This is a genomic window from Mesorhizobium australicum WSM2073 (assembly GCF_000230995.2).
Classification (GTDB): domain Bacteria; phylum Pseudomonadota; class Alphaproteobacteria; order Rhizobiales; family Rhizobiaceae; genus Mesorhizobium; species Mesorhizobium australicum.
On sequence record NC_019973.1, the window covers coordinates 3,235,797 to 3,257,288 of the forward strand.

Here is a 21,492-nt window from a genome sequence, read left to right on the forward strand (position 1 = left end):
CCTCATGTGCCGCGGCGCGCCGCGACGCCTTGGACCAGCGCCATGCCCACCGCCAGCGACGCCGCCAGCGAGCGGAAGCCGGCGAAGTCGGATTCCACCACTTCCAGCCAGCTGTCCGACAGCCGGATCAGCGGCGAGAAGGTGCTGTCGGTGATGGTGACGATGCGCGCCTTGCGCTCATGCGCGACGGCCACCAGGTCCGGCGTGATCGAATTGTAGGGGCTGAAGGACACCGCCAGCACGGCGTCGCGTGCGCCAATGCAGCCGACCTGATCGAGCGCGGTCGAGCCGACATTGTCGACCAGCACATTGCGCACGCCTTGCTGCGAAAGCGTCAGCGACAGATAGGTGGTGACGGGAAAGGCGCGCTTGGAGCCGATGACGTAGATCAGGTCCGCCTTGGCCAGTGTTGCCACCATCTTCTCGAAGCTTTCGATATCGAAGCCGCTTTCGATGCGGCCGAGCGAGGCCTGCGAGGCGCCAACCATGCCGCGCAGGAAATGCGTGGCGGCATTGGGCTCGGCCTCGGCGCGCTGCTCGCCGCGGCCTTCCGGCCACGATCCCTTGACGTGGTCCTTGAACAGGCCCTGGAAATCGGAAAAGCCGGAATAGCCGAAGATCTGGGCGAAGCGCACCAGCGTCGAGGGCTGCACGCCGGCCTGTGCCGCCACTTGGGCAATGGTGCCGAGCGCCACCTCGCTCGGGTGCTGCCACAGGAAGATCGCCACCTGGCGCAGGCGCTTGGGAAAATGCACGGTGCCGGAAGACAGCACCGCGCGCAACTCCTCATAGGTTCGCGGCTGTATATAGCCGAGTGCCGCCAGCGAACGGCCGCGTTTGCGCGTCGCTGCCTCGTCGGCACTGGATCGTCCGGATGGTTTTCTCTCCCCGCTCATGAATTCAGGCTAGCGCGATACGATCGTTTTACAATATGGATTTTGGAAATGGTGTTCGATGAGGATAGGGCGAGGCTCGGCGATTTCGTCATCCCAGGGCGAAGCAGCCGCGCAGATCCTGGGTCTACGCGCGTCGCTTCGCTCCTTGCTACGCCCTGGGATGACGACCCCGCTAGTGATCAGCCCGAGGAGAAAACATGGTCTACGCAACATCGGATGGATCGACGCGCCAGCGTCTGCGGGTCGGCATGGTCGGCGGCGGCCGCAATGCCTTCATCGGCGCCGTGCATCGGCTGGCCATGCGCCTCGACGACCAGATCGCGCTGGTTGCCGGCGCGCTGTCGTCCGACCCGGACAATGCCGCCGCCTCGGCCGCCGAGATCGGCATCGCGCCGGAGCGCAGCTATGCCGAGTACCGCGCCATGGCCAAAGCGGAGGCCGCGCGGCCGGATGGCATAGAGGCGGTCGTCATCGTCACGCCCAACCATCTGCACGCGCCGATCGCCACCGCCTTCCTCGAGGCCGGCATCGACGTGATCTGCGACAAACCGCTGTCGACGACGCTGGCGGACGCCGAGGCACTGGTTGCACTCGCGAAGGCGAAAAACCGCCGCTTCGTCGTCACGCTCAACAACACCGGCTACGCGATGGTGCGCCAGGCGCGCGAGATGGTGATGGCGGGCGAGCTTGGCCGGGTCGTGTCTGTGCATGGCGCCTACATCCAGGACTGGCTGACCAAGCCGATCGATGCCGACGGCCAGAAGCAGGCGGAATGGCGCACCGATCCGGCGAGGGCGGGGCAGTCGGCGGTGCTGGCCGATATCGGCGTGCATGCCTTCAACCTGGCAGGCTTCATTTCGGGCCGCGAGGCCGAGACGGTGTCGGCCGACCTGTTCACCGCGGTGCCCGGACGCCGGCTCGACGACAATGCCCATGTGCTGGTGCGCTGGACCGATGGCGCACGCGGCACGATCCTGGCCAGCCAGACGTCGCCCGGCCACTACAACGACCTCTCCGTGCGCATTTATGGCGACAGGGCCGGGCTCGAATGGTCGGGCGGCCGGCCGGAGGAACTGCGCTTTTCCAGATATGGCGAGGAAACCCGCACGCTGGTGCGCGGCGGCCATGGCTCGACGGAGGAATCCCGCCGCGTGTCGCGCATGCCGGCGGCGCATCCCGAAGGCTATATCGAGGCCTTCGCCAATTTCTACCGCGACGCCGCCGACATCATCCGAGCCCACCGCTCGGGCGGCGCGGTGGATCCCGCCCGCGCGGCGCGGGTGCCAGACGTGATCGACGGCGCGCGCGGCGTGAAGTTCGTCGCCGCCGCGGTGGAGTCGAACGCGGCTGGCGGGGCTTGGACCGCGGCCAGGTTTGCGGGATGAACAGCCGACCTCCGAGGGGAGATCGGCGGCTTTTGCCGTCGGCAACTATTCGATACCCAACTGTTCTGCCAAATCCGACAGCATAGGGCGCTGACCCTGCAGAATCTTCACCCCGGCCTCGGCCAAGGTGAACCAGCCGGCCCTGTCGACCTCCGGGAATTCCTTCATCGATCCCGACCGCGGCGGCCATTCCATGGTGAAGGTGTTGCTCTTGATGGCGGTCACATCGATGTCGGCCTCGACGGACCAAGCCATGACGATCTTGCCGCCCGGTTGCCGATAGTCGCCAAGGCGAGCGAAGGGGCCTTCGACCTTCATGCCGAGCTCTTCCTCGGTCTCGCGTCGTGCCGCCGCCAATTCGTCCTCGTCCTCGTCGATGAGGCCCTTCGGGATCGACCAGGCGCCATCGTCCTTCTTTGCCCAGAACGGGCCGCCGGGATGAACCAGCAGCACCCCGATACCGTCATCGCTCCGGCGATAGATCAGCAGACCCGCGCTGCGTTTTGCCATGTTTGCATGTCCGTTTGCGGCACCGGTGCGAAGCCGGCCGATTCTGAGATCATGGCTGCCGATCTTGCACCTGAAAATTGCGACGCTATGTCAGATGCATCCGCATTGCACCTCATACGCGAGTCCGGCAAACTGATAGCATCGTTTCTGGGGCGGCGTCGAAAATCAGGTGAGGCGTCCGAATGCAGCTGGGTCTGATCGGCTACTACAGCGACTTCGTGGTCTATCCCCTGGTGATCGCCATACTGGGGGTGGCCGGACTGATCGAGGCCGGAGAAGAAAGCGCGCCGGACTGGGTCGGCACGATGCTGATCTGCCTTGGCCTGTGGACGCTGATCGAATATGTGCTGCACCGTTTCGTGCTGCACCACGTCCCCTGGATCCGGGACCTGCACGACCGTCACCATGTCGAGGAGCGCAGTCCGGTGGGCACGCCCACCTGGCTCAGCCTGGGCGTGCACGCGCTGGTGGCGTTCCTGCCCGTCTGGACGGTCTCCGACTTCGCGACCGCCAGCGCGGTGAGTTGCGGGTTGATGCTGGGCTATCTCTGGTACATCAGCGTCCACCACATGATCCACCACTGGCATCCGGCTCATCCGAGCTATCTCTACACGCTCAAGCGCCGCCACGCGGTGCACCACCATATCGACGACAACGCCAATTTCGGCGTGACCTCGATATTCTGGGACCGGATTTTCGGCACCGCCAGGCTTTGACGTGGGGAATCTTTCGACCAGGCGACCAACTTCATTCGTGGTCTGCCGGGCGACGGGAAACGCCCAGCCTGAAATCCATATCAGGCCGAGCGATCTGGCCAGAATAGCCAGATGAGCGCGGCGGCCATCAAAACCCAAAGTCCGACAATGAATGCGAGACCGCCGCGGCTGGTCGGCCTCGATCGGCGAATGGCCTCCGCGCGAAACTCCGCCATCAGATCGGCGGGGATCAACTTCACCGCAAGCAGGATGCCAAGCGGCACGATGATCAGATCGTCCAGATATCCGAGTACGGGAATGAAATCGGGTATCAGATCGATGGGACTGAGCGCGTAGGCGGCGACCATGCCGGCGGCAAGCTTGGCGTACCAGGGAACGCGAGGATCGCGGGCGGCCAGCCACAGGGCCATCACATCGCGCTTGATGGCTCTCGCCCATTGCTTTGCCTTGTCGAGGACAGTCACCCGGCAACTCTCTTTGGGAGGCCCCGAACATCGGCGTCTCCGCTCCTTCCCTCGATCATTGCAGCGATGTCGACGATCCGCAAACTGACTCCTCCACTCAAAGCTCCTTTTCCGCCAGTTCCCTGAATGCGTCGGGCACCGAGCGGGCCGCCTCCAGCGCCACCGTACCGTAGCCGACCGCCTGTTTGCCGAAACGCTGGCGGATCTTGTCGATGGCGCGGTCGGCGCCGAAGCGCGCGAGGCCTTTTTGGCTGCCCGGGCGGCGCTTCTCGTCGGCGAGGCCGAGCGGCAGGTCGAGCTGCAGTTCGGCGCTCTCCTCCAGGTGCGAGACCGAGATCGCCAGCAGCGAGATCGTTTTCTCCCGGGGATGCTCGGCGAGCACGCCGCGCACCAAATCCCCTGCGATCTCGGCCAGCATGGCGGTCGCCGAGATTGGCTGTTCCAGCGTGATCGAGCGCGTGACGGCGCTGAGATCGGCAAAGCGCACGCGCACGGTTACCGTGCGGCCGGGGCGGTTCTTGGCGCGCAGCCGGCTGGCGACGCGATCGGCCAGATGCAGCAGTGTCGGCACGATCACTCGCGCCACGGCCGGCTTTTGCCCGAGCGCCGATTGCGCGCCGGCCGAGTGCGCCCGGCGCTTCGTCTGCAGCTTGCGCGGATCGCGGTTCCACGACAGCGCCGCGAGCTTTTCGCCGGCCGCGGGGCCTAGCAGCCGGGTCAGGGCGCCGCTGTGGGTCCGGGCCAGCTCGCCGATGGTCTCGACGCCGATCTCGGACAAGCGCGCCCTGGTTGCCGGGCCGACGCCCCACATCAGCGAGACCGGCAAATCGTGCAGAAAGGCAAGCTCGGTGCCGGGCTCGACCACCACCAGCCCGTCTGGCTTGGCGACTTGCGAGGCGATCTTGGCCAGATGCTTGGTGCGAGCCACGCCGATCGAGATCGGCAGGCCGAGTTCGGCCCGCACACGGCCGCGGATCGCCGTCGCGATTTCCCGCGGGGAGCCGAACAGATGCGTGCAGCCGGCGACATCAGCGAAGGCCTCGTCGATGGAGATGCGTTCGACCACCGGCGTGAAATCGTCGAGCACCTTGATCGCCGCGTCGCCCAGCCGCTGGTAGTGGCTGAAATTGCCGCCGACGAAGATCAATTGCGGGCAAAGCTCGCGCGCTTTGCGTCCAGGCATGCCGCCGCGCACGCCAAAGGCGCGCGCTTCGTAAGAGGCGGCGAGCACCACGCCGCCGCCAACCGCGATCGGCTTGCCGCGCAGCGACGGGTCGAGCAGTTGCTCGACCGAGGCATAGAAGGCGTCGAGATCGGCATGCAGGATGGTGGCCGTCGTTTCCATCCTGTTCCGCTCATCCGCGATTGCTGATAGACAGAAACATATAGTGAACAAACAGAGATCGTTGTCAATTGGGTCTTTGCTGCATCGTGTCCTTTGGGCGTAACCGAGGCGCGTAAAGTGCCTCCTTTTCCACAGGGCGGAGGAGGCAGCGCCACTTCCTAGACAACATGCTCCGCCCGCAGTGCCGCCTTCATCCGTTCCAGCGCCGGCTCGCCGCCGGCCGCCAGTTCGTCGGCGATGCGGGCGAGTTTGTCGTCGGATTTGCGGTGCTTGCTGCCCCAGGCGCCGAGCGTGGCTAGCACCGGCAGGAGATCGATGCCGGCTTCGGTCAGCCGATAGATCGCCTTCAGCCCATGGCTAGGGTCGTCGCTGCGGGTGAGGATGCCTTCGTCCTGCAGCGTCTGCAGCCGCTCGGCCAATGTGCGCGAGGAGATGCCTTCATCGGATTGCAGGAACTCGCGAAAATGCTTTTTGCCGGCGAAGACCAGGTCGCGGATGATGAGCAGCGTCCAGCGGTCGCCGAGCAATTCCAGCGACAGGCTGATCGGGCAGCCGGATCTTTCACGCGTCGACATCTCTACGGTTCCATTTTTAAATCACTTTACTATTGACATCGTTCTTTCCATCAGTCAAATGCTTCCAAAAGTAAATCGTTGGGCCGCAACTTGGCCAGCAGGAGGACGTCATGAGTCAGGCCGTCGGGAAAATCAGCTCACCAAGAACCGTCGTGGTCATCGGGGCCACCAACGAGGTTGGCAAGGCAGTCGCCCGGGTCCTGACCGGGCGGGGGCATATTGTGCGCGGCGTGGCGCGCAGCCTGGGTGTCGCGCTTGACTATAGCGACGCGCTCGCCTCCGCCTTTTCCGGTGCCGACAGCGCCTATGTAATGATTCCGTTCGACGTCACGGCGCCGGATCTTCATCGCTTCGAAGATGAAGTCAGCGAGCGGCTGGCGGCGGTGATCGCGAAGTCAGGCGTGCGCCGCGTCGTGCTGCTCAGCGGCCTCAACGCCCATCTCAGGATGGGAACTTCGCTCGGCGCCGCCTTGATGGAGGACCGGCTGGCGGCGCTCGGCCTCGACGAACTGGTGTTTTTGCGCGCCTCGTTCTTCATGGAGAACTTCGCCAAGGGCATGGGCTTTGTCCGGCAGGCCGCTTCCGGCATCTTCATGACGCCGTTCCGTGGCGATCTGCCGATGCCGTTGATTGCTGCCAGCGATCTCGGCCAGCGCGCCGCCGCCCTGCTGGACGCTACGCGTTTTCCAAGCGAGCGGATTATCGAATTGCATGGCGGCGGCTATTATACGTTCGAGCAGGCCACCACGATCCTGGGCAGCGCGATGGGGAGGCAGGTCACTTACAAGGCGGCTCCATTCACTGAGGCGCGCGCCGGGATGATCGCCAACGGTCTGTCACCGAGCTTTGCCGATGCGCTCGGCGAAACGGCGGCGAGTTTCAACAAGGGTGAACGCTGGGCACTTGAGGCACCGTCAATCCGCAACGCCACGCCGACCACTTTCGAGAGCTGGGCACAAGCCTTTGCCCGTTCGCAAAGCGCGGCGTGATCCTTCCTGCCTGGAATCCGGAAACGAGGAGAACCCCATGAAAAAGCTGATCCTTCAGATGCAGATGTCGGTCGACGGCTTTGTCGGTGCCAATGAGAACCACCCCTGGCAACTTTGGGGATGGGGCGACGACATCGGCTGGGACGAGGAACTGAAGCGTGATTTCAACGCGGTGTTTGCCGGCATCGACACCATCCTGCTCAGCCGCAAGATGGCTGAGGAAGGTTACCTCACCCATTGGGGCAACGCGGCGCGGAAATATCCGGCCGATCCGTTCTATGCCTTCGCCCAGCGTATCGTCGAAGCGCGCAAGGTGGTGCCGAGCGACAGGCTCGAGACCTCGCGATGGGAGCGCACGACGGTGGTGAGCGGCGACCTGCCGCGCGAGGTCAACGCATTGAAGGCGGGTGAGGGCGGCGACATGGCCGTCTTCGGCGGGGCGGGCTTTGCGTCGGCGCTGATCGCGGCCGGGGTGGTCGACGAGTTCCAGCTGTTCGTCAATCCGGCCGTGCTGGGCGCCGGCCGCCGCATCTTCGACCAAGGCGGGTTCCGAAACCTGCTTCTGCTCGGCTCGAAGGCTTATGCCTGCGGCATGGTGGTCAGCCGCTACGCGCCAGCGGGCTGATTACCGGCGTGCAGGCCGCACGCCGGTAAAAAGACGTTTGGCCGGAATCCTTTGCCCGCTTCTCTTCGTCTTCAAGGTGGGTCGCCGGAAGGGCGGCCGCATCAACGCTGAATGGAGAGACAGATGATCCTGGTGACAGGCGCCACCGGCCTGAACGGCAAGGCAATCGTGCGCGAGTTCGCGCGGCAGAAGCATCAAGTGAGGGCGCTGGTTCGCGATCTTAACCGGGCATCCGCGGCTGGGCTCGGCGGACTTGCCGGCGTCGAGCTGGTCGACGGCGACATGCGCCGGGCGGAGACGCTTGGCGCGGCTCTCGATGGTGTCGATCGCGTGCTGATGATTTCGACCGCCGCGCAAGACATGGTCGAGACGCAGTGCCGTTTTATCGACGCCTGCAAGCAGGCCGGCGTCGCGCATGTGGTGAAGTTTTCCGGTGCCGAATCCAACATCGGCTATGACGCGACGAAGTTCCGCTTCACGCGCATGCATGAGGAGGTCGAGCGTTATCTCGAAGGAGCCGGCATGGCGTGGACGCATCTGCGCCCCAGCCAGTTCATGCAGGTCTATCTGCGCGACGCGCCGACCATCGCCGCCGAGGGCGCCTTCTATCTGGCGCTTGGCGGCACCGAACTGTCGCCGGTCGATGTCGAGGACATCGCCAAGGTCGCCGTCCGGCTGCTGCGCGATGGCGGCCATGAAGGCGAGAGCCTCGACATGACCGGACCCGAGGCGCTGACGATGAGCGACATCGCGGCGCGGATTTCGCAGGCGATCGGCAAGCCGGTCCGCTACGTCGACATCAGCCCGCAGGACCGCCGGCGCAACCTGCTGGCCGCCGGCGTCCCCGCCGACTTCGCCGATGCGCTGGACGAGCAGTTGGCCGAGCGCCTGCGGCGGCCGAAATCGCGGGTGCATCTGGCCACCCACGAGATGTTCGGCGTGCGCGCAACGCCGTTCGTCGAATTCGCCCAACGCCACGCGGCAATGTTGCGGGGCGGGGCGTAGGCCGCCGAAAAAACGCGGGCCGGCACGTATCCTTTTTGCCTGCCCGTCCGTCTCTTGCCTGAAGGTCGCGCCGGACCGCGATCGGCCACCACGGAGAAACGGTCATGGCGAGCATGCAAAGTCAGGCAAACAGGAACCACTACGCCGCGCTCGCGGCCAATGCGGGCAAGTTGACCAGCCCGCAGGCGGTCATCGACTACAACGACGTCAATTGGACGGCGCTGACCGGCGAACCGGGCGGCGTCGATTATATCGAGGTCGATGCCGGCGGCGTGCCGGCGATGTGGATCGTGCCGAAGGGCGCCGACGAGCAGCGGGTGCTGTTTTACGCGCATGGCGGCGGCTTCATCGGCGGCTCGATCTACACGCACCGCAAGCTGGTCGGTCATCTCGCCAAGGCCATCGGCTGCCGGGCGCTGCTCTACGACTATCCGCTGGCGCATCAAGCGAAGCATCCGGCCCAGATCGAGGCCGCGACATCGGCCTGGGACTGGCTCGTCGACCAAGGCTTCGACCCCAAGCGGATCGTGATCGCAGGCGACTCCTGCGGCGCGGTGCCGACCTATGGCGTCCTGCAGCGGCTGCGCGCGCAAAGGCGGCCGCTGCCGGTCGCCACGCTGATCATCTCCGGCTGGTTCGACATGGCGTTGACCGGCGCCAGCTACGAGACCAACCGCGACAAGGACCCGGCCTTCGCTAGGGAAGCCGTCGACTGGCTGGCGGCCAATTTCATCGGCGATGCCGATCGGCGCGATCCCGAAGTCAGCCCGCTCTACGCCGACCTCTCCGGCTTTCCGCCCGTCTTCCTGCAAGTCGGCGCCGACGAGACGCTGGTCGACGAAAGCCGGATGTTCGCCGAGCGGGCGAGGCAGGCGGGCGTCGAGACGCGGCTCGACGTCTTTGACGGCATGCTCCACTCCTTCCAGATGATGGCAGGGCGGGCGCCGGAGGCCGATGACGCCATTGCCCGCTTCGCCGCCTGGGTGCGGCCGAGACTGGGGCTGCCGGCTCCCGGTGAGAAGACCAGCGAAAAGGCGGCGTGAGCATGCGGCGGCTGATCGTGTCGAGTTTCGTCTCGCTGGATGGCGTCATCGAGGCGCCGATGACGTGGGCGTCGCCATTCTTCGTCGGAGAGAATGTGGACCATGCCTTGCGGGCGCTTTCGAACGTCGAGTTCTTCCTGCTTGGCCGCGCCACCTACGAGATGTTCTTCGCGCGCTGGCCCGGGACCAAGGGTCCGTACATGGACCGCATCAACGGCCTGAAGAAGCTGGTCGCCTCGACGACGCTGAAGACGGTGTCGTGGAATGCCGCGCTGATCGAGGGCGACGTCGCCGAGGCGCTCGCGGCGCTGAAACGCCAGCCGGGGGGCGACATCCTGAAATATGGCGTGTCGCAGCTCGACCGCACCTTGCTTTCCACTGGGCTGGTGGACGAGTATCATCTGTCGATCGTGCCGACATGGGTCGGGCAGGGCAAGCGCGCCTTCGACGACGTCGGGCCGATCGATCTCGAACTGGTCGACATCAACCGTTTTGCCAATGGCGTGGTGACCCTGACCTATGTGCCGCGATGAACCAGCAGATCCGCAAATCCCCCGACACGGCACGAGGCATGCGGGTCTGGCCTGAGCCCGACCGCGTGTTCGACCTGCGCTATGCCGCGTTCCTGGAGACGGTTTCGCATCTGCGCGCCAGGCTGCATCGCTATTGCGCCCGCATGACCGGCTCGGCGCTGGATGGCGAGGACATCATGCAGGAGGCGCTGTTCGAGGCCTATCGCAAGATCGAGCTGCTCGACGATGCGCAGGCGCTGCGGCCGTGGCTTTTCCGCATCGCGCATAACAGGTGCATCGATTTCATCCGCAATCGCCGCACGCGGCACGCGGCAGAGGCCTTCTATGCCGACGACGACGTGGTGCAGCCGGTCGAGCCGGCCGGTCCGGGCGCCGGCCGCGCCATCGAGCGGTTGGTGGTGCATCTGCCACCGAAGGAGCGCGCCTGCGTGCTGCTCAAGGATGTCTTCGACCATTCGCTGGAGGAGATCGCCGAGATGGTCGGCTCGACACCGGGCGGCGTCAAATCGGCGCTCAATCGCGGCCGCGCCAAGCTCGCCGCTCTACCCGCGCAACCGGCCGCGGCGCCGCCACACGATCCCGAACTGGAGCGGCTGCTTGATCGCTATATCGCGCTCTTCAACGCCAGGGACTGGGACGGCGTGCGGGCACTGACCAGCGCCGATGCACGCCTCCAGGTGTCGGACTGCTACAGCGGCTTGCTGTCGGGTTCGCCCTACTTCGTCGAATATGAGCGCAGCGAACTGCCCTGGCGCGTGCGGCCAGGCGCGTTCGAAGGGGAGATGGTGCTGGTCGTCGACAGGCAATATGGCGAGGTCTGGCGGCAGGCATATCTGGTCCGGATCGGCGCCACGGGCGGGGTGATCAAAAGCATCAGCGACTATTATTCCTGCCCGTGGATCCTGGAGATGGCAAACGCGGAGGGGATCTATCCTGGCCTCCTCGCCGGTATCGTTTCCCTGCCTACTTCACCGAGTCCACCGCCGCCAGGATAACATCGGCGACTTCGCGGGGCTTGGCGAGCATGGCGACGTGGCTGGTCGGCAACTCGGTGACCTTGGCGCCGATCGCCTTCGCCATCGCGGCCTCGGCCGCCGGCGGGATCATTCCGTCGTGCCTGGCGACGATGTACCAGCTCGGCTTTGTCTCATACGCGGCCGCGGTGAGCTTTTCGTCGAAGATACCGGAGAAGGCTGGTCCCTGGGTGGCGGCGATCACCCCGATTTCCGCCGGCGGCAGGTCCTGCGCGAAATATTTGGCGACACCCTCGGCGCTCAACCTGAGATAGCCGCCGCTGTCGGGTTGCAGCGCGCCTGCCCAGGGCGGCGGCGGCTGACCCTTGCCAAGCTCGTTGATCGACACGCCCTTTGGCGGCGCGAAGGCGGCGACGTAGACCAGCGCCTTGACCTTGTCGTTCACGCCGGCCTGGCTGATGACGACGCCGGCCCAGGAGTGACCGACGAGAATGACCGGACCCGGCTGGGCATCAATGACGCGCATGGTTGCGTCGACATCGGCGGCAAGCGAGCTCAACGGATTTTGCACAGCCACCACATTGAGCCCCTTGGCCTGCAGCAAGGGAATGACCTTGCTCCAGCTCGATCCGTCGGCGAACGCGCCGTGCACCAGGACGACCGTTTTCTTCGGGACATCGGCGGCTGACGCCGGTGCTGTCGCCGTCAGGAGAACGGCGGTTCCCAGAGCCAGGAAATGCGTTAACGGCATAGAATGTCTCCCATCGTCGCGATGGGCCGCACCCTTGCTGGGCGCGCTCCCGCTCGGCTTCATCGTTACAAAGGTCGGCCCTGGCTGAGCCCGCAGCGGTGGCTGAAGCGGTGCTGTTACCTGGCGAGGAAGTCTGTAATCAGCGTGACGGTGGCGTCCGGGTTTTCCTCCATGATCCAATGGCCCGATGCAGGCACGATGGCTCCGGTCACGTCACTGGCGACCAACCGCAAGATATCGGCCTGCGTCGTGCCGGCCGATTTTTCCGCACCCGCCGCGAGCACTGGCATGGTCAGCTTGCCGCCCGTGGTGAGCATCGCCTGATTGTCGATCGCATCCTGGTCGAATGCCTTGAACTGCTCGAAGGCGTCGTGCATGGCATGTGGCCGGGCGTAAAGCTTGGCGTAGTGGACGCGCGTCGCCTCGTCGATCTTCTTGGGATCGGCCGACAATTCGTTGTAGAAGCGGTCGAGGTAGATGCGCTCGCGGCCCGCCACCAGCCGTTCCATGTCGGGGCCGCGGAAGTTGAAATGCCACAGCAGCGGGCTCTGCTTGATCTTGTCCCAGTCGCCTATGCCCGGCAGCGGCGCGTCGATGACAACCCATTTGGTGATGCGCTTCGGATACTGCGCGGCCAGCGCATAGCCGACCATGTTGCCGATGTCATGGGTGACCAGGTCGGCCTTGTCGATCTTCAGCGCGTCCATCACGCCGGCGATGTCGACGGCTTGGTTCTTCTTCGTGTAGCCGTCGTCGGGATGCGCCGAAAGGCCCATGCCGCGCAGGTCCGGCACGATCACGGTGTGGTCCTTCATCAACGCTATCGCAGCCGGCGCCCACATGTCGCCGGTGTCGGCGAAACCATGCAGCAGCACGACCGCCGGCCCTTGCCCGCCGACACGAACGTTCAGGCTGGTGCCGTTGGTCTCGATCGTCTGCGTCTTGAAGCCGGCCGGAAACGCGACAACGCGCGCGCAGGCCGGAACACTCATGGCCAGCAGACCAAGGACGACAACCAACGGACGAAACATGCTGCACTCTCCGAGCTTTTGTTCTGTGATCGCGGTATCGCGACCTGCACAATTATGGCACCATGTCCTTGATTTCGTTAGGTGGCTGTCGCCTGATGGTGAATTTGGGAAAGCCGAACAATGCTGAAGCTCGAATCGGCCGCCGCGTTTGTCGCCGTAGCGGAATCCGGTTCGATCAGCGAAGCGGCCAGGCGCATGAGCCTGTCGAAATCCGTCATCAGCGAGCGACTGTCGGAACTGGAGCGCGGCCTCGGCACAAAGCTGCTGGACCGCACCACCCGCAAACTCTCCATCACCGAGGCGGGACGAGGTTTTTACGAGCGCGCCAAGCGCATCATGCAGGAGGTGGCCGATGCCCGCGCTGAAATCGCCGAGCGCCGCGGTGAACTCGCCGGGCCGCTCAGGATATCGGCGCCGACCAGTTTCGGCATCCTCCATCTCGGCCCGGCGCTATATGGCTTCCTGGCCAAGCACCCGGGAATTGAACTGACGCTCGATCTCGAGGATCGTTTCGTCAGCATGGTGGCCGATGGCTACGATGCCATTGTGCGTCATGGGCCGGTCGTCGAAGATGGACCTGTCATCGTCAAGAAGCTGGCTTCCAGCCGTCGCTTCCTGGTGGCCTCGCCGGATTATACCGAGCAATTCGGGTTGCCCGTGACCACCGATGACTTGAAGCGCCACAAGGGTATCATCTATTCCATCCGAGGTGCCGCCGACTGGCGGTTCAAGATTTCGCGGCGGCTGGTGACGATCCGCCCGGAAACCGCGCTGCGCGTCAACAATGGGATTTTGATGCGCGACGCCGCGCTTGCCGGCCTGGGCCTGGCGCTGCTCCCCGCCTACTTCATCCGCACCGAGATCGCCGACAAGCGATTGACGGTCGTCGATGTGGGTGCGGAGCCTGAAGGAGCCACCATCTATATCGCTTGTCCCGAGGATCGGCGCGGATCCGCCAAACTGCGCGCACTTACCGCATGGCTGCGCAACGCTTTCGGCGATCCGCCCTATTGGGAGCATGAGCCGGCGCTCACTTCGCATCGTGAAAAATGATGCCGACCGTGTGGCGCATGCCGGAGCGCAGGCGGCTGACGCCGTGGCGCAGGTTGACGCGGTAATTGCCCTTCGTGCCCTGCACCGGCCGGTTGTGGACCGCGAAAGCCACCGCATCGCCCTGGCGCAAGGGCACCACTTCGACCCGGCTCTGCATGCGCGGCCGCTGTTCGGTCAGGGCGAATTCCCCGCCGGTGAAATCCTCGCCCGGTTCGGAAAGCAGGATCGCCACCTGCAGCGGGAAGGCAAGGTCGCCATAGAGGTCCTGGTGCAGGCAGTTGAAGTCGCCGGGCACATATTTCAGCAAAAGCGGCGTCGGCCTGACCTGGCCCGCGGCATGGCACTGGTCGAGAAACGCGCCATGCGTGGCGGGGTAGCGCATGGCGATCCCCATGCGCTCGTTCCAGCGGTTGGCGACCGCGGCCAGCCTGGGATAGAGCGCGCCGCGCAGGCCGCCGACCAGATCGGGCAAGGGATAGCGGAAATAACGGTATTCGCCCTTGCCGAAACCGTGCCTGGCCATGTGGATGTGGCTGCGGAAATGCTGCTCCTGGGGATAGAGGCCGGCGAGTTGCCGGCACTCATCGGCCGAGAGCAGCTTTTCCATCACCGCGCAGCCGAAGCTGTCGAGCTCGGTGGCGAGCGCCTGCCAGTCATAGGCGGCGATGCGTGTCTCGGCGGCTGCGACCAGCGATGGCGCGACCCTGGCGTCGGCGTTCATATCGCGGCCTCCCTTTCCAGCAAGGCGCGCTTGCGCTCGATGCCCCAGCGGTAGCCGGACAGCGAGCCGTCGGCGCGCAACACCCGGTGGCAAGGAATGCCTAGCGCGACGGCGTTGGCGGCACAGGCCGTCGCCACGGCGCGGGCGCCATCCGGCATGCCGAGGCGCCGGGCAAGGGCGGTGTAAGTGACGGTGGCACCGCATGGGATGGCGCGCAGCGCCTCCCACACGCGCTGCTGGAAGGGCGTGCCGTGGCGCATGTCGAGCGGCAGGTCAAGACCGGCGCCGGGCGTTTCGATGAAGCGCGCTATCGCCGCGAGATCATCGCGCAGGCCGGCCGCGTCTTCGAGCAGCACCCTGCCGGGGAAGCGGTTGGCGAGGTCCTGCCGCAACGTGTCGGCGTCGGAGCCGATGAGGATGGCGCAGACGCCGATGGGGCCGCGCGCCGCCAGGATGTTTCCAAGCGCGGACTGGCCGATGGCGTAGCTGATGGTGTCAAGGACGCTGGTGGTTGTCGCCTGCATATCGGTCTGAATGTGGTTCATTGCCTTCACTCCTGTCTATGCCTTGACCCTAACGAACTGGCCGGTGCCGCTCACTCCGATGCTTGCTTTCAAATTCAATCCAGGGGGCTGAACGGCGAAAGCAAGTGCGGTTTTGGACCGCCTCAAGCGACACGGGTGACGCCGACCTCGTCCAGCAAAAAAACTTCGCCTGATATCAGCCGCAGCTCGAACTCGCCGGTCGTCGTGCGGCTCCACTCGGCCTTGCCATCCTCGACAAGCGTGCCGATGACGGCCAACACCAGCGCCTTCGCGTCCTCCAGGCTGACGGCAGCGCCGTTGGCGACCTGACCGTTCGCACCGGTGGTGGAAGAACTGGCCATCGCGCGCATTGCCGTCAGGCCCGCGAGGACCGCGAGGCATTCTCCGCAGCATCGCCGGCCTCGCGGTCGAGCAGCGCGCGTTTGCGCTCGGCGCCCCAGGCATAGCCCGACAGGGCGCCATCCTTCCTGATCACACGGTGGCAAGGGATGGCGACCGCGAGGGCGTTGGCGGCACAGGCGGCGGCGACGGCGCGGGTTGCGTTCGGCGCGCCGATACGGCCGGCGATCTCGGCATAGGAAACCGTGCGGCCAGCCCGGATGTCCCGCAAGGCCTGCCAGACGCGCTGCTGGAACGCGGTGCCGCGCACGTCGAGCGGCAGGTCGAGACCGAGCGCCGGCGCCTCGACGAGGCCAACGACGCGGGCCACCAGCGCCTCGTAGTCGCTGTCGCCACCGACCAGCCGCGCCTTGGGGAAACGGTCCTGCAGGTCGCGCACCAGCGCGTCGGGGTCCTGGCCGAGCAGGATCGAGGCGACGCCTTTCCGGCTCGATGCGACCAGGATGGTGCCGAGCGAGGTTTCGCCGACGGCGAAGCGGATCTCTTCGTTGGCGCCGCCGGCGCGATAGCGCGTCGGCGTCATGCCGAGCATGCCGGTCGATTTCTCATAGAAGCGCCCGCTCGAATTGAAGCCCGCATCGTAGATCGCCGATGTCACGCTGACGCCGTCTTCCAGGCCCTGGCGGACCCGGGCGGCACGCCGGGCCGCTGCATAATCCTTCGGCGTCAGCCCGGTGACCGCCTTGAAAACGCGGTGGAAATAGCCGGGGCTGCGGCCGGCGGCATCGGCCAGTTCGATCAGCGACGGTTCAACCTCGCTCTGCCCGATCCTGCGGCAGGCGTCGGCGATCATCGCGGCGTTGGCGGCCTCGAGCGAAGGGCCTTCCGGATTGCAGCGCCGGCATGGGCGAAAGCCTGTCGCCCTCGCCGCCTGTAAAGTGTCGTGCAACTGGACATTGGCTGGGTTGGCGCGCCGCGACGGACAGGAGGGCCGGCAATAAACCCCCGTCGTCGCCACCGAATACCAGAATGCGCCGTCGGCCGACTTGTCGCGGGCGACAATGCGCGCCCAGCGTGGATCGTCGGCCAGCAGCGGCGCGGGTTGCAGATGTTTGGCCAGAGCGATGAACATGGCTGGCATTGAAGCCGCCAGAAGCCAGCCCCGCCACCCGTTTCCTGCCAACTGTCAGGAGGCGCACGCGTGATTGGAACCGGGATGTTGCATGTGAGCGCAGCCGAGACGCCTGCACAGACGGGACCGGCTGCTACGCCGCGCGTTTGGGTTCCACCGCGAACGGGCTGAGCCCCAGCCAGGCCTGCATCTTCCTGCCGATGGACTGGTCGCCGGTCAGGACGACCTTCGGGCCGGCCTTCTCGACGGTGAGCACTCCCATCCAGATCGCCGTCATCGTGTGCAGGTCGGTCGAGACATAGAGGTCGACGTCGAAGCCCGGATCATACCAGCACAGATCGACTTCGCCGTGCTTTTCGACGATCAGCCACCAGGAGCGTTTGGAGGCGGGGAGTTCCTGATACAGAAATTGTATCACCGTTCGTCCTTCCGGCAGCGGCGAGGGGTTCAAATTGCGCCGCATGTCCCACATCAGCAGCGACGGATCGAGGTTCTTGAGGGACAGGCGGGACTCGACCCATTTCTGCCCCCAGAAGCCCATCGCCTCGACGACCGGGCGCAAATCGCGGCCGGCTTCCGTCAGCCGATAGTCGAAAATTCCTTTTTCTCCCGGGACCTCCTTGCGCTCGACGATCCCCGCCAGCTCGAGCTCCTTAAGCCGTTGCGACAGAAGGGTCGGCGACATTTTGGGCACGCCGCGGCGCAAGTCGTTGAAACGGGTCGAACCGGCCACAAGCTCACGCATCAGCACCATCGTCCAGCGGGTGCACAGCACCTCGGCGGCCATCGATAGCGGGCAGAACTGTTTGTATCCGTGCTGGGTCATGACCGTGCCTCTCCCTAGAACCTGCGGGCAACATTAGTCCTTCGTGATCGAAGCGGCGAGTACAGAAACTGTACCGGCCTAGTACAGATCGCGGACTGGTCGGCTCGGGTCCCGCCATGCGAGCCCTCTGGACGGTTGCACGGGATATCCCTGTGCGCCGCAACCAGGAGACGACAATGACTGCTTACGTTATCGCCGACATCAAGATGAAGGACCCGAAATGGGTGCCGGCCTATGCCGCCTCGGTGCACGACCTCGTCCACAAGCATGGCGGCAAATATCTGTCGCGCAGCGGCAATGTGAAGACGCTCGAAGGCAAGCCGCTCGACACCACGCTGATCGCCCTGATGGCGTTCCCGTCGGAAGCAGCGGCGCGCGCCTTCACCACCGATCCGGCCTACGCGCCCTTCGTTTCGGCCCGCCAGGGCGGCAGCGACAGCCGTTTCCAGCTGATCGACGACACCGATCTGGCCGGAACGATCCCGTATCTGCCGAAGGGATGATCTCTCCCGGCATTCCTTGCACCGTATCCGGGATCACCAAGCAACAACAGCCACGGCGCTTGCCTGCCGGGCCTCCGTATTTTCGGCGGCCGGCCCGCTGTGCTTTTTCAAGAAGAATGGAACAAACATGATACGCGATTTTCGCAACGGGCTTTTCGTGGCAGGGGCCATTCTGGCCGCCTGCACCACCTTTGCCCAGGCGCATCAGGAGGCGGCTGAAACCACGTCCGGTGCCAATCCGCTGGCCGAAAAGGTGCGGGCCGCCAACAGCCGGTTTCTCGATGTCAACGCCGCGACGGCGGAAGGCTATGCGCCCATTCCCTGCGCCAGCGGCATCACCGGCGGCGCCATGGGCATCCACTATGTCAATGGCGGGTACCTGAAGGACGACAAGATCGACATCGCCCGTCCCGAAGCGGTGATGTACGAGCCGATGACCGACGGCACCCTGACGCTGGTGGCGGTCGAATACATCACCTCGAAGGGGCCGGCGTCGCTCGAGGGACAGCTGTTCAACTTCAACAGCGCGCCCAACCGCTATGGCCTGGGTGAGTTCTACGAACTGCATGTCTGGGCCTGGAAAGGCAACCCGACCGGCACGTTCGCCGACATGAACCCGAAAGTGTCGTGCGAACACGCGATGGCGCCGAGCCAGTAAGCGGCATAGCCAGGCGGCGGCAATGCCGCCTGGCCCCCACCTCGGTTCTGCGTGAGATTTCTCAGGCGGGCTTGATGAGGCCGAGCTGGGTAAGGGCGGTGACGCCGTCGTCGAGACCGATTTCCTCGACGATCCTGCCGTCGATCACCTTGAGCACCGTGGTGCCGGTGAAGCGCATCGTGCGGCCGGTGGCGGCGGGCAGCGAACCGATGAGAAAATCGCCGAAGGCCGGGCCGGTATGCGTGCCGCCGCCCTCCCATTGGCCGACGACATAGTCGCCCTCGGCGATGAGATCGGCGGTGGCGCAGAAGTTGAGATCCGGGAAGGCTGCGCGAAAATCGGTCATGAAGGCCTTGATGTCGTCGCGCCCGCGGCGCGGCTCGTGCAGCGAGTATTTGAGCAGCATATCGGGGGCCGCGACGGCGTCGACGACGGAGAGGTCGCAGGTTTCACCCCAGAAGTCGGTGAACCATCTGACGACGACGGCCTTGTTGTCTTCCTGCTTGGTCATTGGGAGGTCCTTTTCCTGTCTTGCTTCGTGATCACCGGACTGGCTGGTGAACACGGCCATCCCTATGACCAATCGAGGCGCGCCAAACTCCGGTTCTTGCCCGCCAATCGAAAGGCCGATGCCAAGACTGTCGCTAGGAGCGTGGACATCCCCTCTTCCGCCGCCCGGTAACGGTTTCTTTTCTGGTTTTGCCGCAGATTGCCGCGGGTGGAGCGGGCAAAACGGACGAATGGCGGGTCAGGATAAGAAAAGTCGTAGCGGAGCGTTCTGGGCCAAGGCCCTGGAGCGCGCCCATCTTGGCGTCTGGGACTGGGATCTCAGCACCGGCGACTGCTTCTATTCGGCGACCTGGGCCCGGATGCTGGGTTACGAGGACGGCGAACTCGCCAATACCAGTGACCTGTGGCTGCAGCTTACCCATCCCGACGACCGGGAACGGGCGCAGGCCAGCGGCGACCGCCACATTGCCGGGCTGACCGACGCCATCGAGACCGAACTCAGGCTCAAGCACAAGCAGGGCCACTGGGTTTGGGTGCTCGACCGAGGCGGCATCGTCGAGAGCGACGCCGACGGGAAGCCGCTCAGGCTGATGGGCGTGCAGACCGACATCTCCAAGCAGAAGGCGGCCGAAGCCGCGCTCGAACAGGTCAATATCCGCTTTCGCCTGGCGCTTGCCGCCAGCGGCACCGGCATCTGGCACTACGACATCGCTACCAACAAGAGCTATTGGGACGCGCGCACAAGAGAGATATTCGGCCTCGTCGCAGTGACCGACGAGGTGACGGCCGATCTCTGGCACAGCTACCTGCATCCCGACGATAAGGACGCCGCCGAACGCGCCCACAGGGTGCCATTGGGAACCGACGGCGTCATCGCCGCGCAGTACCGCATTATCAAGCGCGACGGCCAGATCCGCCATGTCGAATCGCTGCTGCGCTTCATCGCCGCCGCCGGTGCCACCGGCCAGGTGCTGGGGACCGTGCGCGACATCACCGAGGACAAGCTGCGCGAACAGGAGCTTGCCTTCGCCGCCCGCCACGACGCGCTGACCGGCCTTTGGAACCGCGCCGCCTTCGACCGTCTGCTCGCCCACCATATCGCCACGGCCGTGCCGCTGGCGGTGTTCTATGTCGACCTCGACTACTTCAAGGCCCTCAACGATTTCGCCGGCCATGCCGCAGGCGATCTGGCGCTGAAGAGCGTCGCGGCGGGTATCGGCCGCTGCCTGCCGCCATCGGCGCATGCGGCGCGGCTCGGCGGCGACGAGTTCGCCCTGATGGTGCCCGATTGCGACGCCGTGCAAGCCGAAGGTCTGGCCGGCGCCATCCTGGCGGCCGTGCGCGACGCCGATCTCGGCCTCGCCGCGACGTCGCGCCGGTTGGCGGCCAGCATCGGCATCACCGTCGTCCGCGACCGTGCCACCACGGTTGCCGACGCGCTGGCCTGCGCCGACGATGCCTGCTACGCGGCCAAGGCCGCCGGGCGCGATCGCTTCGCGCTGTTTTCGACCGATGCCGTCTCCGGTTCGGTCGGCCTCAATGCGGCGCGGCTCGCCGCCGACACGGTCGACGCCATGGATGACGGCAGGCTGAAATTGTTCGGCCAGCAGATCCACCGGCTGGGCAGGCCCTGGGAAGAGAGCCGCCATGTCGAGGTGCTGGCGCGGCTTGCCGGACAGGGCGGCCGGCTGATCCCGCCCGGCGAGTTCATTCCGGCGGCGGAGCGCTTCGGCGTTGCCGCGCGGCTCGACCGCTGGATCATCCGCACCGCCCTGTCTCGGCACGGCGCGGCGATGAAATCCGGCGCGATCACGCTCGGCTTCAACCTGTCGGCGCAGACGCTGAGCGACCCAGGACTGTGGGACTTTGTCGACCGGGTCATCGAGGAGACCGGGGCGCCGCATTCCGGCATCGGCTTCGAGATCACCGAAACCGCCGCCGTCACCAATTTCGACGCCGCCGAGGCATTCGTGCGCAAGGCGCGCGAGCGGCGCTGCCGCGTCAGCCTCGACGATTTCGGCGCCGGCATGAGTTCGTTCGAATATCTCAGGCGCTTTCCGGTCGACGCCATCAAGATCGACGGCTCCTTCATCGAGCACGTCACCGAAAGCCGCTTCGACCGCGAGATCGTGCTGGCCATCACCAGCATTGCCCGCAGCCTCGGCTGCGCCGTGGTGGGCGAGAAGATCGAGCGGCAGGACACGGTAGCCATGCTGGCCGACATGGGCGTCGAGTTCGGTCAGGGTTTTCTGCTGCACCGGCCCGAACCGCTGGAGCGGGTCGTGGCGCACTCGGCGCGAATGGCCGGTGCCGCGTCGAGACGCAAGGCGTCCTGAGAGATCAAATGCATGTCGCTCCAAAAG

25 protein-coding genes are annotated in these 21,492 nt (G+C 65.4%); 12 read left to right on the forward strand and 13 right to left on the reverse strand.

Going from position 1 to position 21,492, the window contains the following annotated elements:
• Positions 1 to 2: 2 nt before the first annotated feature.
• Complete coding sequence (locus MESAU_RS15480; protein ID WP_015316976.1) at positions 3 to 896, reverse strand: MurR/RpiR family transcriptional regulator; 894 nt, start codon at positions 894 to 896, stop codon at positions 3 to 5.
• A gap of 197 nt (positions 897 to 1,093) precedes the next feature.
• On the opposite strand from MESAU_RS15480, the gene MESAU_RS15485 reads away from it, so the two are divergent.
• A complete protein-coding gene (locus MESAU_RS15485; RefSeq protein ID WP_015316977.1) occupies positions 1,094 to 2,281 on the forward strand; it encodes a Gfo/Idh/MocA family protein in 1,188 nt (395 codons plus the stop codon).
• 45 nt (positions 2,282 to 2,326) lie between these two features.
• Here the strand turns inward: MESAU_RS15485 and MESAU_RS15490 are convergent, their stop codons facing one another.
• Positions 2,327 to 2,791 carry an NUDIX hydrolase gene (locus MESAU_RS15490; RefSeq protein WP_015316978.1) on the reverse strand — a complete coding sequence of 155 codons (465 nt, stop codon included), beginning with the start codon at positions 2,789 to 2,791 and terminating at the stop codon, positions 2,327 to 2,329.
• A gap of 182 nt (positions 2,792 to 2,973) precedes the next feature.
• Here MESAU_RS15490 and MESAU_RS15495 point away from each other — a divergent pair, with 182 nt between their 5' ends.
• A complete protein-coding gene (locus tag MESAU_RS15495; RefSeq protein WP_015316979.1) occupies positions 2,974 to 3,507 on the forward strand; it encodes a sterol desaturase family protein in 534 nt (177 codons plus the stop codon).
• A gap of 80 nt (positions 3,508 to 3,587) precedes the next feature.
• Here MESAU_RS15495 and MESAU_RS15500 read toward each other — a convergent pair whose 3' ends face one another.
• The 3 genes from MESAU_RS15500 to MESAU_RS15510 form a co-directional block, all read right to left on the reverse strand.
• Positions 3,588 to 3,971 (reverse strand): YkvA family protein, encoded by a 384-nt coding sequence (locus MESAU_RS15500; RefSeq protein WP_015316980.1) that lies wholly within the window; start codon positions 3,969 to 3,971, stop codon positions 3,588 to 3,590.
• Positions 3,972 to 4,068: 97 nt separating this feature from the next.
• Positions 4,069 to 5,316 (reverse strand): DNA polymerase IV, encoded by a 1,248-nt coding sequence (dinB, locus tag MESAU_RS15505; RefSeq protein WP_015316981.1) that lies wholly within the window; start codon positions 5,314 to 5,316, stop codon positions 4,069 to 4,071.
• 158 nt (positions 5,317 to 5,474) lie between these two features.
• Complete coding sequence (locus tag MESAU_RS15510; protein WP_015316982.1) at positions 5,475 to 5,891, reverse strand: winged helix-turn-helix transcriptional regulator; 417 nt, start codon at positions 5,889 to 5,891, stop codon at positions 5,475 to 5,477.
• Positions 5,892 to 6,001: 110 nt separating this feature from the next.
• On the opposite strand from MESAU_RS15510, the gene MESAU_RS15515 reads away from it, so the two are divergent.
• The 6 genes from MESAU_RS15515 (at position 6,002) to MESAU_RS15540 (ending at position 11,081) form a co-directional block, all read left to right on the forward strand.
• Positions 6,002 to 6,880, forward strand: a complete 879-nt coding sequence (locus MESAU_RS15515; protein ID WP_015316983.1) for an NmrA family NAD(P)-binding protein — start codon at positions 6,002 to 6,004, stop codon at positions 6,878 to 6,880.
• Between the two features lie 37 nt (positions 6,881 to 6,917).
• On the forward strand, positions 6,918 to 7,505 hold the full coding sequence (locus MESAU_RS15520) for a dihydrofolate reductase family protein (RefSeq protein ID WP_015316984.1): 588 nt from the start codon (positions 6,918 to 6,920) through the stop codon (positions 7,503 to 7,505).
• 123 nt (positions 7,506 to 7,628) lie between these two features.
• Positions 7,629 to 8,510 carry an SDR family oxidoreductase gene (locus MESAU_RS15525; RefSeq protein ID WP_015316985.1) on the forward strand — a complete coding sequence of 294 codons (882 nt, stop codon included), beginning with the start codon at positions 7,629 to 7,631 and terminating at the stop codon, positions 8,508 to 8,510.
• 104 nt (positions 8,511 to 8,614) lie between these two features.
• Positions 8,615 to 9,553 carry an alpha/beta hydrolase gene (locus MESAU_RS15530; RefSeq protein ID WP_015316986.1) on the forward strand — a complete coding sequence of 313 codons (939 nt, stop codon included), beginning with the start codon at positions 8,615 to 8,617 and terminating at the stop codon, positions 9,551 to 9,553.
• Positions 9,554 to 9,555: 2 nt separating this feature from the next.
• Positions 9,556 to 10,086: a dihydrofolate reductase family protein gene (locus tag MESAU_RS15535; protein WP_015316987.1), complete on the forward strand. Its 531-nt coding sequence runs from the start codon at positions 9,556 to 9,558 to the stop codon at positions 10,084 to 10,086.
• The gene (locus MESAU_RS15540; protein WP_015316988.1) at positions 10,083 to 11,081 is read left to right on the forward strand and encodes a sigma-70 family RNA polymerase sigma factor; all 999 of its coding nucleotides are present in this window, start codon (positions 10,083 to 10,085) and stop codon (positions 11,079 to 11,081) included. Before MESAU_RS15535 ends, MESAU_RS15540 begins: the two co-directional genes overlap by 4 nt.
• Here MESAU_RS15540 and MESAU_RS15545 read toward each other — a convergent pair.
• Positions 11,050 to 11,811 (reverse strand): alpha/beta fold hydrolase, encoded by a 762-nt coding sequence (locus MESAU_RS15545; RefSeq protein ID WP_015316989.1) that lies wholly within the window; start codon positions 11,809 to 11,811, stop codon positions 11,050 to 11,052. The two genes, MESAU_RS15540 and MESAU_RS15545, sit on opposite strands and share 32 nt — an antisense overlap.
• 116 nt (positions 11,812 to 11,927) lie before the next feature.
• Positions 11,928 to 12,842, reverse strand: coding sequence for an alpha/beta fold hydrolase (locus tag MESAU_RS15550; RefSeq protein ID WP_015316990.1), 915 nt, complete (start codon positions 12,840 to 12,842; stop codon positions 11,928 to 11,930).
• Between the two features lie 120 nt (positions 12,843 to 12,962).
• On the opposite strand from MESAU_RS15550, the gene MESAU_RS15555 reads away from it, so the two are divergent.
• On the forward strand, positions 12,963 to 13,895 hold the full coding sequence (locus MESAU_RS15555) for a LysR family transcriptional regulator (protein WP_015316991.1): 933 nt from the start codon (positions 12,963 to 12,965) through the stop codon (positions 13,893 to 13,895).
• Here MESAU_RS15555 and MESAU_RS15560 read toward each other — a convergent pair.
• From MESAU_RS15560 to MESAU_RS15580, 5 genes are all read right to left on the reverse strand, one after another.
• Entirely contained in the window at positions 13,873 to 14,616 is a 744-nt protein-coding gene (locus MESAU_RS15560; RefSeq protein WP_015316992.1) for a 2OG-Fe(II) oxygenase, read from the reverse strand. The genes MESAU_RS15555 and MESAU_RS15560 overlap by 23 nt on opposite strands.
• Entirely contained in the window at positions 14,613 to 15,161 is a 549-nt protein-coding gene (locus MESAU_RS15565; RefSeq protein ID WP_015316993.1) for a methylated-DNA--[protein]-cysteine S-methyltransferase, read from the reverse strand. Before MESAU_RS15565 ends, MESAU_RS15560 begins: the two co-directional genes overlap by 4 nt.
• A 122-nt stretch (positions 15,162 to 15,283) precedes the next feature.
• Positions 15,284 to 15,502: a hypothetical protein gene (locus MESAU_RS15570; RefSeq protein WP_224526894.1), complete on the reverse strand. Its 219-nt coding sequence runs from the start codon at positions 15,500 to 15,502 to the stop codon at positions 15,284 to 15,286.
• Positions 15,503 to 15,516: 14 nt separating this feature from the next.
• On the reverse strand, positions 15,517 to 16,632 hold the full coding sequence (gene ada / locus MESAU_RS15575) for a bifunctional DNA-binding transcriptional regulator/O6-methylguanine-DNA methyltransferase Ada (protein ID WP_041163407.1): 1,116 nt from the start codon (positions 16,630 to 16,632) through the stop codon (positions 15,517 to 15,519).
• Between the two features lie 133 nt (positions 16,633 to 16,765).
• The gene (locus MESAU_RS15580) at positions 16,766 to 17,458 is read right to left on the reverse strand and encodes a winged helix-turn-helix transcriptional regulator (protein ID WP_015316996.1); all 693 of its coding nucleotides are present in this window, start codon (positions 17,456 to 17,458) and stop codon (positions 16,766 to 16,768) included.
• 176 nt (positions 17,459 to 17,634) lie between these two features.
• Here MESAU_RS15580 and MESAU_RS15585 point away from each other — a divergent pair, with 176 nt between their 5' ends.
• The gene (locus MESAU_RS15585) at positions 17,635 to 17,961 is read left to right on the forward strand and encodes a DUF1330 domain-containing protein (protein ID WP_015316997.1); all 327 of its coding nucleotides are present in this window, start codon (positions 17,635 to 17,637) and stop codon (positions 17,959 to 17,961) included.
• Positions 17,962 to 18,088: 127 nt separating this feature from the next.
• Positions 18,089 to 18,619 (forward strand): hypothetical protein, encoded by a 531-nt coding sequence (locus MESAU_RS15590; protein WP_015316998.1) that lies wholly within the window; start codon positions 18,089 to 18,091, stop codon positions 18,617 to 18,619.
• Positions 18,620 to 18,680: 61 nt separating this feature from the next.
• Here the strand turns inward: MESAU_RS15590 and MESAU_RS15595 are convergent, their stop codons facing one another.
• Positions 18,681 to 19,130 (reverse strand): ester cyclase, encoded by a 450-nt coding sequence (locus tag MESAU_RS15595; protein ID WP_015316999.1) that lies wholly within the window; start codon positions 19,128 to 19,130, stop codon positions 18,681 to 18,683.
• 229 nt (positions 19,131 to 19,359) lie between these two features.
• On the opposite strand from MESAU_RS15595, the gene MESAU_RS15600 reads away from it, so the two are divergent.
• On the forward strand, positions 19,360 to 21,465 hold the full coding sequence (locus MESAU_RS15600; protein WP_015317000.1) for an EAL domain-containing protein: 2,106 nt from the start codon (positions 19,360 to 19,362) through the stop codon (positions 21,463 to 21,465).
• Positions 21,466 to 21,492: the final 27 nt, after the last annotated feature.

Bases quoted from the DNA above. Each gene is read 5' to 3' on its own strand.
- ada (WP_041163407.1), bottom strand. From the start codon at position 16,632: ATGTTCATCGCTCTGGCCAAACATCTGCAACCCGCGCCGCTGCTGGCC.
- MESAU_RS15515 (WP_015316983.1), top strand. From the start codon at position 6,002: ATGAGTCAGGCCGTCGGGAAAATCAGCTCACCAAGAACCGTCGTGGTC.
- MESAU_RS15520 (WP_015316984.1), top strand. From the start codon at position 6,918: ATGAAAAAGCTGATCCTTCAGATGCAGATGTCGGTCGACGGCTTTGTC.
- MESAU_RS15595 (WP_015316999.1), bottom strand. From the start codon at position 19,130: ATGACCAAGCAGGAAGACAACAAGGCCGTCGTCGTCAGATGGTTCACC.
- MESAU_RS15560 (WP_015316992.1), bottom strand. From the start codon at position 14,616: ATGAACGCCGACGCCAGGGTCGCGCCATCGCTGGTCGCAGCCGCCGAG.
- MESAU_RS15480 (WP_015316976.1), bottom strand. From the start codon at position 896: ATGAGCGGGGAGAGAAAACCATCCGGACGATCCAGTGCCGACGAGGCA.
- MESAU_RS15585 (WP_015316997.1), top strand. From the start codon at position 17,635: ATGACTGCTTACGTTATCGCCGACATCAAGATGAAGGACCCGAAATGG.
- MESAU_RS15580 (WP_015316996.1), bottom strand. From the start codon at position 17,458: ATGACCCAGCACGGATACAAACAGTTCTGCCCGCTATCGATGGCCGCC.
- MESAU_RS15530 (WP_015316986.1), top strand. From the start codon at position 8,615: ATGGCGAGCATGCAAAGTCAGGCAAACAGGAACCACTACGCCGCGCTC.
- MESAU_RS15540 (WP_015316988.1), top strand. From the start codon at position 10,083: ATGAACCAGCAGATCCGCAAATCCCCCGACACGGCACGAGGCATGCGG.
- dinB (WP_015316981.1), bottom strand. From the start codon at position 5,316: ATGGAAACGACGGCCACCATCCTGCATGCCGATCTCGACGCCTTCTAT.
- MESAU_RS15510 (WP_015316982.1), bottom strand. From the start codon at position 5,891: ATGTCGACGCGTGAAAGATCCGGCTGCCCGATCAGCCTGTCGCTGGAA.
- MESAU_RS15485 (WP_015316977.1), top strand. From the start codon at position 1,094: ATGGTCTACGCAACATCGGATGGATCGACGCGCCAGCGTCTGCGGGTC.
- MESAU_RS15590 (WP_015316998.1), top strand. From the start codon at position 18,089: ATGATACGCGATTTTCGCAACGGGCTTTTCGTGGCAGGGGCCATTCTG.
- MESAU_RS15535 (WP_015316987.1), top strand. From the start codon at position 9,556: ATGCGGCGGCTGATCGTGTCGAGTTTCGTCTCGCTGGATGGCGTCATC.
- MESAU_RS15550 (WP_015316990.1), bottom strand. From the start codon at position 12,842: ATGTTTCGTCCGTTGGTTGTCGTCCTTGGTCTGCTGGCCATGAGTGTT.
- MESAU_RS15525 (WP_015316985.1), top strand. From the start codon at position 7,629: ATGATCCTGGTGACAGGCGCCACCGGCCTGAACGGCAAGGCAATCGTG.
- MESAU_RS15545 (WP_015316989.1), bottom strand. From the start codon at position 11,811: ATGCCGTTAACGCATTTCCTGGCTCTGGGAACCGCCGTTCTCCTGACG.
- MESAU_RS15490 (WP_015316978.1), bottom strand. From the start codon at position 2,791: ATGGCAAAACGCAGCGCGGGTCTGCTGATCTATCGCCGGAGCGATGAC.
- MESAU_RS15600 (WP_015317000.1), top strand. From the start codon at position 19,360: ATGGCGGGTCAGGATAAGAAAAGTCGTAGCGGAGCGTTCTGGGCCAAG.
- MESAU_RS15565 (WP_015316993.1), bottom strand. From the start codon at position 15,161: ATGAACCACATTCAGACCGATATGCAGGCGACAACCACCAGCGTCCTT.
- MESAU_RS15555 (WP_015316991.1), top strand. From the start codon at position 12,963: ATGCTGAAGCTCGAATCGGCCGCCGCGTTTGTCGCCGTAGCGGAATCC.
- MESAU_RS15570 (WP_224526894.1), bottom strand. From the start codon at position 15,502: ATGGCCAGTTCTTCCACCACCGGTGCGAACGGTCAGGTCGCCAACGGC.
- MESAU_RS15495 (WP_015316979.1), top strand. From the start codon at position 2,974: ATGCAGCTGGGTCTGATCGGCTACTACAGCGACTTCGTGGTCTATCCC.